The 13,063-nt window shown below is 59.8% G+C and carries 8 protein-coding genes; all 8 read left to right on the top strand.

All coding sequences use genetic code 11. From position 1 onward, the window contains the following. The first annotated feature begins 181 nt into the window (after positions 1-181). Positions 182-835 (top strand): hypothetical protein, encoded by a 654-nt coding sequence (locus tag L6R21_12770; protein ID MCK6560060.1) that lies wholly within the window; start codon positions 182-184, stop codon positions 833-835. Positions 836-883: 48 nt separating this feature from the next. After that, positions 884-2,677: a cellulase family glycosylhydrolase gene (locus L6R21_12765; GenBank protein MCK6560059.1), complete on the top strand. Its 1,794-nt coding sequence runs from the start codon at positions 884-886 to the stop codon at positions 2,675-2,677. Positions 2,678-3,242: 565 nt separating this feature from the next. Next, on the top strand, positions 3,243-4,235 hold the full coding sequence (locus L6R21_12760) for a glycoside hydrolase family 130 protein (protein MCK6560058.1): 993 nt from the start codon (positions 3,243-3,245) through the stop codon (positions 4,233-4,235). Positions 4,236-4,817: 582 nt separating this feature from the next. Then, positions 4,818-6,203 carry a GH1 family beta-glucosidase gene (locus tag L6R21_12755; protein MCK6560057.1) on the top strand — a complete coding sequence of 462 codons (1,386 nt, stop codon included), beginning with the start codon at positions 4,818-4,820 and terminating at the stop codon, positions 6,201-6,203. Positions 6,204-6,215: 12 nt separating this feature from the next. Next, positions 6,216-7,931, top strand: coding sequence for a glycoside hydrolase family 5 protein (locus L6R21_12750; protein MCK6560056.1), 1,716 nt, complete (start codon positions 6,216-6,218; stop codon positions 7,929-7,931). A 45-nt stretch (positions 7,932-7,976) separates the two neighbouring features. Next, complete coding sequence (locus L6R21_12745; GenBank protein ID MCK6560055.1) at positions 7,977-9,767, top strand: Na+:solute symporter; 1,791 nt, start codon at positions 7,977-7,979, stop codon at positions 9,765-9,767. Positions 9,768-9,803: 36 nt separating this feature from the next. Next, positions 9,804-10,799, top strand: a complete 996-nt coding sequence (locus tag L6R21_12740; protein MCK6560054.1) for an SDR family oxidoreductase — start codon at positions 9,804-9,806, stop codon at positions 10,797-10,799. Between the two features lie 39 nt (positions 10,800-10,838). Then, complete coding sequence (locus tag L6R21_12735; GenBank protein MCK6560053.1) at positions 10,839-12,929, top strand: glycoside hydrolase family 9 protein; 2,091 nt, start codon at positions 10,839-10,841, stop codon at positions 12,927-12,929. Positions 12,930-13,063 lie beyond the last annotated feature (134 nt).

Raw genomic sequence — 13,063 nt, 5'->3', positions numbered from 1 at the left:
CGCCCGGGCAGCGGCAGGGAGAGCACACTTGCTTCCGTGCCTGCGCCGTCTGCGCTGCCGGAGTGTTGTACGAAGTCTCAAACGCAGCGCGCTGGCTGAGCCGCCCCGTGCCGCGGAAGGCTGGACTTTCGTCTGAGCTATTCGCGCCGCTGGCGGCGAGCACCGCGCGGGAGGAATCGTCATGGGTAATGGCATTGCGCTGCCCCGCCGAGCCGGCCACGCCGGCACCATGCTTTCAGGCTTGCTATTGTGTGGACTTTTCGCGTTCGGCTGTGCGCAGCAGAAACCCCAATCCGGTTTGACGCAGTACCGCTTCGAAGTGCAGGGCGAATCCTACCGCCTGCGCTCGCTGCACCTGGAGGATCATTCCGCCTCTTACAACGAACTGGTCGGCACCAACGTGGTGGCCGTTGATTTCGATCAGGACCGTGTCATCGACCGGATCATGCTGGGCGAGATGAGCCTGAGCCGTGCGCAGGAAGTCTACGCCTACGGCCTGGACATGCTGGCACGCGAGAACCGGCTGGCGGTGCGGACGCCGAACATCCAGCGGTATCTCCACGAAAGCAACGACCATCAAATCGAAATCAGGAGCTTTCGCCCTGCCAACGTGCCGCCCTTCAATGAATTCATCATCGCCAACAACCGGCCCATCGTCTGCCCGGAGGTGATCATCATCATGGATCAAAACGCAGACGGCACGCTGGAGGAAGTGTTGCAGGGCGAGATCTCTCTGGCAGAGGCGCAAGTGCGCTACACCGCAGTGCTGCGCGCCGGCCTGCAAAAAGGTCAATTGATCGAAGCCAACGGCACCATACTGGTGAAGGAAAAATGACACGGCTGGCTGGGCATGAATGTGAAACGATGAGCGAAGGGCGGAGGCATGAAAAGAACGCTGCTGGTGCTGGCAGTTCTGGTGGTCGTGACGTTGCTGTTGAATTCCCGCTTTCACCTGTATGATCGCTGGTTCAATCCCTCCCGGTTCTATTTTGTCACGGTGCGGGGAACCGAATTTTATCTGGAAGGCGAGCCTTTTCGATTTCTCGGCGCCAACACCCGCCTTATTCATGGAGACAAAGAGCGCGGCATGGTCGCCGAAGCCCTGCAACACGCGCACGCCCACGGCATCCGCGTAATCCGGCAATGGGCGATCGGCGAATGCGCGAACGATTCCGTCGCCAACCACCATCCGGTGCAGAAGTACTACTTTCAGGCCGGCCCGAACAATTGGGTCGAGGAGTCTTTCGTTCAGCTTGATTCGGTGCTGGCCGCGGCTGGCGGCCTCGACCTCAAGGTCATGATCACCCTGATCAATAACTGGCAGGATTATGGCGGCATGCCGATGTATCTCAAATGGCGCGGACTGCAGGGTGATTCGTTGATTACGGCCAAACATGATTCCTTCTACACCGACCCGCAAATCGAGACCTGGGTGAAAGGCTTCATTCACAAACTCGTCACCCGCCGAAACACCGTCACCGGCAAACGCTATCGCGACGATCCCACGATTTTTTCCTGGGAATTGGTCAACGAAGCGCGTGCCCGGCTCGACAAGTATCCTGAAATGATCGACTGGACGCGGCGCATGGCGGAATATGTCAAACAACTCGATCCGCATCATCTCGTCAGCATCAGCCTGGTGCTGGTCGACAATCGCCTCGAACGCGATCATATCAAAAATGTCTTTCGCCTGAGCGCGCTCGACTACGTGGATCTCCACATGTATCCCGCCGAACATTGGTGGGAGAACATGCTGAGCGAGAAAAACTCGCTGCTGCAACTGGTGGACGATTACACGCAGACTGCCCACTACGTCCTGCGCAAGCCGCTGGTCATCGGCGAGTTCGGCTTTCGGCGCGGCGAGCGCTGGCTCGAGCAGAGCCGCGAACAGCTCTTCGCGGCGATCTTCGACCAGTCGCTCAAGAACGGCGTTGCCGGCGTGATGGTGTGGAGCTACTCCGATCCGGAATGGGATGACGTCTATGAAATCAACTGGCGCAAGCCCGAGCATGCCGCACTCTGCTCGCTGATGACCGTCTACGGCGCGAAGTTTCGCGAGAACGAAGAGGCGATTGTGCCCAATCCGAATCTCGGGCCGCAGCACGGGGATTCCTACCGCATTCAATTCAAAGAACGGACGTTCGCCACCGATACGCTCTTTGCCGCTGAAACTGCAGGCCGTCTGGTCTATGATATTCCGGTGCGCGCCTATGATCGGGCAAAATGGCCCAATTTCAATTACCGCAACAATGAGCCCGGATTTGCCTTTGTGTTCGGCGTGGACGAGGGTTACTTCGAGTATCCGTTCTTCACCACCAAAGCTGAAACCTTGGCGGCCGCGGATTTGCGCGCACGCCTCTCGACTTCGTTCCCGCCGGTGCCGGGCGCGGATACGCTGGGCGCTTCCGAAGTGACGATTTCCCTGAATGATTTCGAGCTGGGGACGCTGCTCGTCCGGCCCCAGCAATACTTCGGCACGATCTACGCCGTGCATTACGCGCGCGACCACGGCCGCAGCCTGCTGGTGTTGCCGGCCGGCCGGAATGCGTTGCGCTTCGCAATCCGCCAACAGGCCACCCAGCGCAACGGTCTGCTGCTGTTGGGGGAGGCCACTTCCGCGCGCTATCGCGCGGCGCAAATGCCCATTCGCCTCGAGTTCACCCGGGCGGCGAAGTGAGAGGAAGGCGAGCTTGCCGCCTCCACCGGCTGGGGAATGAGGAGCCGTAAAGAACGATGCCAGGTTTCAGACAAGCTGAAACCTGAAGCCCGCGGGCAGCAATGAGCCCGATTCGTACGCTGTTGTCTCGCACGAGGTATCCACCACCATTGTCATCCAGTTGTCATCCAGTAAGGATCTTGTGAAGATTTGGGCACACTGCCATGTCATTCACATCAAAGGCTCACCGCGAAGAACGCGGCGAAGGACTATCTTGATTTCAAAACTCTGCGCTCTCCGCGGCTCCGCGGTGCAAGCGGTTGCTTTGTGGTCAAGAATCTTTCAGAATCATATTCTGACTCTGAGCGCCTCATGGCCTAGTGCCCGTCCGAAATCGCAGCCTTTTGAATGAGGTTGCTCTTGCAACGGCTTGGCCGTTGCATCAGAAACCTCGGCGTTTCCACGGTGCTCGAAGTTTTGGAAACCTCGGCTCTGTCGAGGGTGGAGCATTTTCGGGCGAACGCGAATTACTTCGGTATTGTGCTGTTTTGAGGAGGAACTTCTTCAAACCCAAAGGGAGACGATTATGAGCGCATTGATTCAGGGTCCGGGATTGCCCAATCTGCCCTGGGAGGACAAACCAAAAGGCTTGCGGGAGGTGGTGTGGCGTTACAGCAAGAATCCCATCATCAGTTGGAATCCCATTCCCAACGGCGCGCGCGCGTTCAACAGCGCGGTGATTCCCTATCAGGACGCGTTTGTCGGCGTCTTCCGCATCGATCACCGCAACAGCCGGCCGCTGCTGCATTTCGGCCGCAGCCCGGATGCCGTCAACTGGAAGCTGGAGCCGGAAGCGATTCTCTGGGTGGATGAGCAGGGAAATCCCGCGCCCACCAGTTACGCCTACGACCCGCGCCTGGTCAAGATCGACGACGTTTACTACATTACCTGGTGCGATGATTTCCCCGGCCCTTCCATCGGTTTGGGAATGACGCGCGATTTCAAAACCTTCATCCGCATGGAAAATCCCACCATGCCCTTCAATCGCAACGGCGTGCTGTTCCCGCGCAAGATCAACGGCCTGTATGTCATGCTCAGCCGGCCGAGCGACAGCGGCCACACCCCCTTTGGCGACATCGTGCTCAGCTACAGCCCGGACCTGATCTATTGGGGCAAGCATCGCCACGTGATGTCCAGCGGTGGCCGGAACTGGTGGCAGGCGACCAAGATCGGCGCCGGACCGGTGCCGATCGAAACCAAAGAAGGCTGGTTGCTCTTCTATCACGGCGTCACCACCACTTGCAATGGCTTCGTGTACAGCATGGGCGCGGCGCTGCTTGCTCGCGACGAACCCAGCCGCGTGCTCTATCGCACCAGAGATTACATTCTCACGCCGGAAAAAGACTACGAAGTCAGCGGCTTCGTGCCCAATGTCGTGTTTCCGTGCGCGACCCTGGTCGATGCCGCCACCGGCCGGATTGCGATCTACTACGGCGCGGCCGACACCCATACCGGCATCGCTTTCACGCAGGCCGACGAACTGCTGGCATATTTGAAAAGCAATTCGGAGATTTCCTGAATGGTCGTGCCGTAGTTCGTGTCTGTCCGAAAGGGCAAGCCTTTGAGAAATTGTTCCTGCAACGGCTTGGCCGTTGCCTCAAGGCCCTCAGAGTTTCCACGAAACTCGAAATTTTGGAAACCTCGGCTCAGCCAAGGTTGGAGTACTCTTGGACAGACCAGCTTGACACTGTTGCGTCGATCCTCACGCTCCCTGGATTGTCATGCTGGCAGCATCCTTTTCAGCATACTGCACAGTCGTTGAGATTGCTACGACTCATCAGTTGCTGGAAAAGACTCTTCCTGAGTGACACGGGGCGAAATGTAGAAGCGAAGGGCGACGCCCTGGAAAATCGGTGGTCATGAGATAACACCTGGCCCCAGGGGGCGCCAGAGAGGCACGTCAGCAATACCGCCTTTTCAGGGCTGCAGGCAATGAACTTTGTCAGTTCCAAGGGCGCTGCCCGCGTGCTTAATGTTGCAGTAGGAGTTGTGCGCTTGACACTTTGCCAACGTGGGCTGCGGCCGGCGGCAGCGTGATCACGCCTGCGCGGCCGCCGCCCGGCCACATTTCCAACGGCTGCTCAGCCAGAAAGCTTCTTTCATGAAAACATTCCCACCTGGTTTTGTCTGGGGCGCCGCGACTTCGAGCTATCAGATCGAAGGCGCCTGGCTCACGGGCGGCAAAGGCCTCTCGATTTGGGACGCCTTCTGCCGTACGCCCGGCAAAATTCACCGCAATGAAACCGGCGAGGTTGCCTGTGACCATTATCATCGCTGCAAAGACGATATCAAATTGATGGCCGAAATGGGGCTGCCGGCCTATCGCTTCTCGCTGTCCTGGCCGCGCATTCAACCCAGCGGCACCGGCCAGCCCAATGCCGAAGGCATTCGCTTTTATTCCGAACTCATCGACACGCTGCTCGCCCACAACATCACGCCGTGGATTACGCTCTATCATTGGGATTTGCCGCTGGCCCTGCAAACGGAACACGACGGCTGGTTGAATCCCCGAATCGCCACGTTCTTTGCCGACTACGCCGCGATTTGTTTTGCCGCGTTCGGCGACCGCGTCAAGCATTGGCTCACGCTCAACGAGCCGTGGTGCAGCGCGGTGCTCGGCCACGGCCTGGGCGTGCATGCGCCGGGCCGTGTTTCCCGCGATGAGCCTTATCGCGCCGGCCACCACCTCTTGCGGGCGCATGCCCTGGCCGTGGCAAAGTATCGCACCGAGTTTCAACCCGCGCAACAGGGCGTGATTGCTCTCACCAACAACTGTGACTGGCGCGAGCCACTCACTGACAGCGAGGCCGACCGGCAGGCGGCACAACGGGCAGTGGAGTTTTTCCTGGGGTGGTTCGCTGATCCCGTTTTTCGCGGCGATTACCCGGCGGTGATGCGCCAGCGCCTGGGCGACCGGCTGCCCCATTTCACCGACGAAGAGCAAGAGCTGCTGAAAGGCTCCTCGGATTTCTTCGGCTTGAATCACTACTCCACCATGTATGCCGCGGACGCCGCCACTCCCGCCGCTGCGCGCGCCGCGCACGACAACAGCGGCATGGCGGAGGATCAGGGCGTGGTGCTCAGCTCGGATCCCGCCTGGCAAAAAACGGAAATGCAGTGGAACATCGTGCCGTGGGGCTTTCGCAAGCTGCTGCTGTGGATCCGTGATCGGTATGATTCCCCGGCCATCTACGTCACCGAGAACGGCTGCGCCCAAGCGGACGTCGCGGCCAACGGCGAAGTGCACGACACCGGCCGCATCGAATTTCTCAGCGCCTATCTCACGGCGGCGCACGAAGCCCTGAGCGCGCAGGTCGATCTGCGCGGCTATTTTGCCTGGTCGTTCATGGACAATTTCGAATGGGCGGAGGGCTATTCCAAGCGTTTCGGGCTGCACTATGTGGATTATGCCACCGGCCGCCGTTTTCCGAAGGCCTCGGCGCAGTGGTATGCCGGCGTTATCACGCGCAATGGATTGAATGATTAAGGAAAAACCATCATGCAAAACTTCAGAGCGAGGTTGTTCACGGGAATTGCCGCGGTGTTGCTGGGCGGCGTTGTTGATCTCGGCGCGGTGGGATTGATCGACCGGCCCACCGAGGGGCGGCAATATGAAACGCTCCGCTTTCGCTTCGAGGAGAACCTGGGCTTCGCCAATCCCTTTGACTTGGAGACGAATCGGGTGGAATTGCTGATGCAGCAGCCCGACTTTACGCGCCGCACACTCTCCTTTTTCTATGACGGCCAAAACGCCGAGGGTTTGGAGCAGTGGGAAGCGCGCTTTGCGCCCAAGCAAGCGGGCCTGCATCGCTTCCGCGTTCGGATCAACGGCAAATCCGAGGCGCCGTTTGAAGTGATGGTCAAGGCCAATCCCGGAAAGCGGGGAGGCCTGCGGCGCGCGCCGCAGTTGGGGATTTTCGAACTCGAAAACGGCGAGCCGTTTCGCGGCCTCGGCCTCAATGTCTGCTGGGCGGATGACTACGAATACTACTTCAAGAAAATGCAGGCGGCCGGCCTCAACCTCACCCGCATCTGGATGTGCCCCTGGCATCTTTCCTTCGAGTGGAAGGAAACCGGATTGGGCCGCTACAATCTGGACTCAGCGCGGCGTCTCGACATGCTGTTGGCGCTGGCAGACAAGTATGGCATCTACCTCATTCTCTGCATGGACTACCACGGCATTGCCCGCAAAGGCCTGGGTTTCTTCAAGGAAAATCGCTGGCTGGAAAATCCCTACAATCAAGCCAACGGCGGTCCGTGCGCCACGGATGCCGAACTCTTCACCAATACGGCAGCGCGGGAATTCTTCAAGCGCAAATACAAATACCTGGTTTCACGTTTTGGCCACAGCTCGCGTCTCGCCACCTGGGAATTCTACAATGAAGCGGATCTGATGGCGGGCCAGTCCATTCCGGTGAATCGCTGGCATGTGGAAATGGCCGAGTACGTCCAGGCGATCGACGTGCACGACCGCCTGGTGTCGAGCAGCTCGACGCGTTCCTATCCGGAGAAATTGGTGGACGCGTTCAAGTCGCCGGCGCTGGATTACGTCATGTTTCATGATTACAATTCGGTCAACGTCGCGCCGCACTTCATCGATTTGCACGAGGCGACGATCGAATACTATCACAAGCCGGTGGTGCTGGGCGAGTTTGGCGTCGAGTTCCGCGGCGCCGATCGTACCTTTGCGGTTGATCCGCAGCACATCGGATTGCACAACGGCATCTGGTCGGGTTGGTTCAGCGAAACGCCGATCATTCCATTGACCTGGTGGTGGGACAATTACATCGATCCCCACGATCTCTGGCGCGAGTTTGCGAGCCTGTCACGTTTCGCGCAGGCGCTGCCAATCGACCAGCAGCATCTCGTGTTCAAGACGCTGGCGGCGGGCCGGCTCACGGCCCAGCCCGAGGAGCAGGCCGCCTGCCTGGTGCGGATCATCTACAGCGGCGAGCACTGCGCCCTGTGGTTCAAGAACATGGACTATCAATGGTCGCTGGTGCAGGAGGGCAAGCAGCCCGGCGCTTTGGGCGTGTTCACGCAAATCATTCCCGAGCTCCCGCCCGGCCGTTACACCGTGGCGTGGTATGATCCCCAAACCGGCGCCTTCCTGGGAAAGCCGATCGCAATGGAAGCCGAGGCCGAAGGCACGCTGGCGCTGCCGGTGCCCTCGTTTGTGAAGGATCTGGCCGTCGTGGTGACGCGCCGGCGCTAAGCCGGCATCCGCCAATCAGATGCTGTCAACCGGAAGGGAGAGCGCATGCAGTTGCATTGGATCGATATCAGCATCATCTTCTTGTACCTCACGCTGACCCTGCTCATCGGTTTTTGGGTGGCGAAACGGGCGACGCGCGACCTCAAGTCCTATTTTCTCGGCGGCAACGTGCTGCCGTGGTACGTGCTGGGCGTTTCCGACGCCTCGGGCATGTTCGATGTGACCGGCACCATGTGGCTGGTCTACGTCACTTTCGTTTATGGCTTGAAGGGCGTCTTCATTCCCTGGCTCTGGCCCGTTTTCAATCAAATCTTTCTGATGGTTTTTCTCTCCACCTGGCTGCGGCGTTCGAATGCCATGACCGGCGCCGAATGGCTGAAGACGCGCTTCGGCACGGGCAGGGGCGCCACCCTGAGCCACATCATCATCGTGGTGTTTGCCATGGTGAGCGTGATCGGCTTTCTCGCCTATGATTTCAAGGGCATCGGCAAGTTTGCCGCCACCTTTCTGCCCTGGCAGCTTTCGCCCGACACCTATGCCGTGATTCTGATGAGCATCACCACGATATATGTCATCAAGGGCGGCATGTTCAGCGTGGTGCTCACCGAACTGGCGCAGTTCTGCATCATGGTCATCGCCTCGCTCGCCGTCGGCGTGATTGCCATCAACCAAGTGGATCCCGCGATGCTCAACAACGTGCTGCCCGCCGGCTGGAAGAGCATCTTCTTCGGCTGGCATCTCAACCTGGATTGGAGCGGCATTCTGGATTCGGTGAATGCGAAAATCGCGGCGGACGGCTATTCGCTGTTTGCGATCTTTTGGGGCATGATGGTGTTCAAAGGCACGCTGGTGAGCATGGCCGGGCCGGCGCCCAACTATGACATGCAACGCATTCTCTCGACGCGCTCGCCGAAGGAAGCAGCCAAGATGAACGCGTTTGTTTCGGTGGTGTTGTTCTTTCCGCGCTACATGTTGATTGCCGGCCTGACCGTGCTGGCGCTCGCCTATTTCATGCCGCAATTGCGCGGCATGGGCGCAGACCTCGACTTCGAGCTGATCCTGCCCTACGCACTGGGAAACTTCGTGCCCATCGGCCTGCTCGGCATTCTGATGGCCGGGCTGCTGGCGGCGTTCATGTCGACCTTTGCGGCCACGGTCAATGCCGCGCCCGCCTATCTCGTCAATGACATCTACAAGCGTTTCATCAATCCCAACGCCGATTCCAAGACCCTCATTCGCATGAGTTACCTGTGCTCGTTCGGCGTGGTGGTGGTGGGCGTCAGCTTCGGCTTCTTCGTGGAATCGATCAACTCGGTGACGCAGTGGATCGTGAATGCGCTGTGGGGCGGTTACACCGCGGCCAATGTGCTCAAATGGTATTGGTGGCGCTTCAATGGCTATGGCTATTTCTGGGGAATGCTGACCGGCATCGCGGCCTCGCTGATCACGCCGCTGGTGGCGCCGCTGTCGCCGACCATCTATCAATTCCCCCTCATCTTTGCCGCCTCGCTGGCCGGTTGCTTCATCGCGACTTTTGCCACCCAGCCCGACGACATGGAAGTGCTCAAAAGCTTCTACAAACAAGTCCGGCCCTGGGGCTTCTGGAAACCGGTGCATGAGCTGGTGGTGGCGGAGCATCCCGATTTCAAAGCAAACCGCAATTTCAAACGCGACATGTTCAACGTCGTGATCGGCATCATCTGGCAAACCAGCCTGGTCGCGCTTCCCATTTGCCTAGTCATCCAGGAGAAGATGTTCGTGCTTTACGACACAATTGTCCTGATCACCACCAGCTTGATCTTGAAGCATACTTGGTACGACAAGCTGGAAGATTGATCCCGCAGCGGAAATTCCAAAGAGGAGGAGGCCGGCTTGCGAGTCTTGTTCATTGGCGGCACCGGTGTGATCAGCTCGGCTTGCGCGCAGCTTGCGGTGGAGCGCGGCCTCGAGCTCAGTGTGCTCAATCGCGGCCGCAGCGAACGCCGCCTGCCCGCCGCGGCGGAAGTGCTGCAGGCCGACATGCGCAATGGCGCTGCGGTGCGTCAGGCGCTGGCCGGCAGGGTTTTCGACGCGGTGGTGGAGTGGATCGCGTTCACGCCCGAACACCTCGAAGTGGATTTGGAATTGTTTCGCGGCCGCACCGCGCAATATGTCTTCATCAGCTCGGCCTCGGTCTATCAAACCCCGCCGGCGCTGCTGCCCGTCACCGAATCCACGCCGCTGCACAATCCTTACTGGGCTTATTCCCGCAACAAGATCGCCTGCGAAGAACGGCTGCGCCGCGCGCAGCAGGAGGAGAATTTTCCCGTCACGATCGTGCGGCCCTCCCACACATATGATTGCACGCTGCTGCCCATGCACGGCCAGTACACCGTGGTCGATCGCATGCGCACCGGCCGCAAAGTCATCGTGCACGGTGACGGCACTTCCCTGTGGGCGTTGACCCATCATCGCGATTTTGCGCGGGGATTCGTCGGGCTGCTCGGCAACCCGCATGCAATTGGCGAAGTGTTCCACCTCACCTCCGATGAGATTCTCACCTGGAATCAGATTTTCGAGATCGTCGGCCAGGCCGCGGGCGTGTCTCCGCGTCTCGTGCATGTGCCTTCCGAGCTGATCGCCGCTTATGCCCCGGAGTGGGGCGCCAGCCTGCTCGGCGACAAAGCCCACAGCATGATCTTCGACAATTCCAAAATCAAGCGCGTGGTGCCTGACTTTCGCGCCACTATTTCCTTCGCCGCCGGCGCGCGCGAGATCCTGGCCTGGTTTGATGCCGTGCCGGCCCGCAAAGTTGTCAACGAAGAAACCAATCAATTGATGGATCGTCTCATTGCCGCCTATGAATCTGCCTGGCCGCCGAGCGATTGAGCGGCCGTGCCGTAACGCCCCAACGTTGGAGAAGAAAACATGTTCTGCAAAATGCTCCATGCTCGCCTGCTGCTGCTGCTCCTGTTCGTTACGGCCACGGCTGCCGGGCAGGATGCCATTCGTTTGAATCAAATCGGCTTCCATCCCGCCGGCCCGAAATTCGCCGTTGCCGTGGCTGCGGCGGGCAACGTGTTCTACGTGACCACGCGCGACCAAGCCGATACTCTGCTCACCGGCACGCTGGGCGCAGCGCGTCTCTGGCCGCATTCCGGCGAGACGGTGAAGTTGATCGACTTCACCCCGTTGCAGCAGCCGGGAGAATACACCCTCGTGGTGCCGGGTTTGGGAATCTCGCATCCTTTCACCATCGGCAATTATGTTCATCAAACCGTAACCGTCATGGCATTGAAGTCATACTATTTTCTGCGCGCCTCGACGGCACTGGTCGATCCCTTTGCCGGAAAATGGAAACGGCCGGCCGGCCATCCGGACACGCAAGTGTGGGTGCATGCTTCGACCGCCAGCACCGCGCGGCCGGTCAATACCATCATCGCCTCGCCCAAAGGCTGGTATGACGCGGGCGATTACAACAAGTACATCGTCAACTCCGGCATCACCACCTACACGCTGCTGGCGGCCTTCGAACAATTTCCCGCGTATTTCCGCGAACTGGCGGTCAACATTCCAGAGAGCGGCAACAACTTGCCTGACCTTCTCGACGAGGCGCTGTGGAATCTCACCTGGATGCTGACCATGCAGGATCCCAATGATGGCGGCGTCTATCACAAGCTCACCACCGCCAACTTCAGCGGCTTCGTCATGCCGCAGCAAGACACGGCGCGGCGCTACGTCGTGCAGAAGAGCACCGCCGCCACGCTCGATTTTGCCGCGGTGATGGCGCAGGCCAGCCGCATCTTCGCCGGGTTCAATGCCGAGATGCCGGGCTTCGCGCAAACCTGTCTGGAGGCCGGCCTGGCCGCCTGGCGCTGGGCACGCCGGAATCCCAACGTGCGCTACGATCAACGCGCCCTCAACGCGGCGTATGATCCCGACATCACCACCGGCGAGTATGGCGATGGCAGCGCCACCGACGAACTGCGCTGGGCCGCCGCAGAGTTGTTCATCACCACCAAAGCCGACAGCTTTCTGGCGGCCGCCAATCCGCTGGTGGGACCGTTTGGCGTGCCCGCGTGGCCCTCGGTCAACACGCTGGGCGTGTATTCGCTGGCCTTTCACCGTGCCCACCTCGGCCCTGCGCTTGACACCACCGCGGTCAAAACTGTCTTGTTGAATCTCGCCGGCAGCTTGCGCACCGCTGCCAACGCTTCCGCTTATCGCGTTGCGATGGGCATCGCGAACGGCGATTTTGTGTGGGGCAGCAACGGCGTTGCCGCCAATCAGGGCATGGCGCTGGTGCAAGCTTACCGCCTCACCGGCGAGGCCACGTATCTGGAGGCAGCCATACACAACCTCGATTACCTGCTGGGCCGCAATGCCACCGGCTATTGTTTCGTAACCGGATTGGGCGAGAAATCTCCCCTGCATCCGCACCATCGCCAGTCACAGGCGGACGGCATCGTTGAGCCGGTTCCCGGTTTGCTGGCGGGCGGACCCAACGCCAATGCGCGCAGTGACGATGGCGGCAATTGCTCCGGCTATCTCGGCAGCGAGCGGGCGCGCGCGTACGTCGACAACGTGTGCAGCTATGCCTCGAATGAAAACGCCATCAACTGGAACGCGCCACTGGTTTACCTCGCCGGCGCGATCGAAGCCTTGCTTTCGCCCACCGGCAAGCCCAATCCCACCAGTGTGGCAGAACCGCAAGAAGGCGCGCTGCCGCGCGGCTTTGGTTTACAGCAGAACTACCCGAATCCGTTCAACCCTTCCACCCAGATTGCCTATGCCTTGCCGGCGCCGGGTGAGGTCGACCTCGGCATCTACAATGCCGCCGGCCAGTTGATTCGCCGGCTGCAGCAATCGCTGCTGCCCGCGGGATATTACACCACGACGTGGAACGCGGAGACGGATGCCGGGAATCGGGTCGCCAGCGGCGTTTATCTCGCCCGCCTGCGCCTGCACGCCAACGGCCGCGCCTGGCAGGATTCGATGAAGATGCTCGTGCTGCGCTGAGCGGACGGCCGTTGCAATCGAGCTCAGGAGAGCGCAAATCCTGCGGCACTTGCCGCGACGCCGTGTAGCAAGCATCCGGTGAAGAGGCAAGTCTCGCGTCAAGTTTCTCGCAAAATTCCCCGGCATGACAGATT

The sequence above is a fragment of the bacterium genome, assembly GCA_023150945.1.
Classification (GTDB): domain Bacteria; phylum Zhuqueibacterota; class Zhuqueibacteria; order Zhuqueibacterales; family Zhuqueibacteraceae; genus Coneutiohabitans.
The sequence above is the reverse complement of the archived record's forward strand: the minus strand, read 5'-3'. Positions and strand labels throughout refer to the sequence as shown.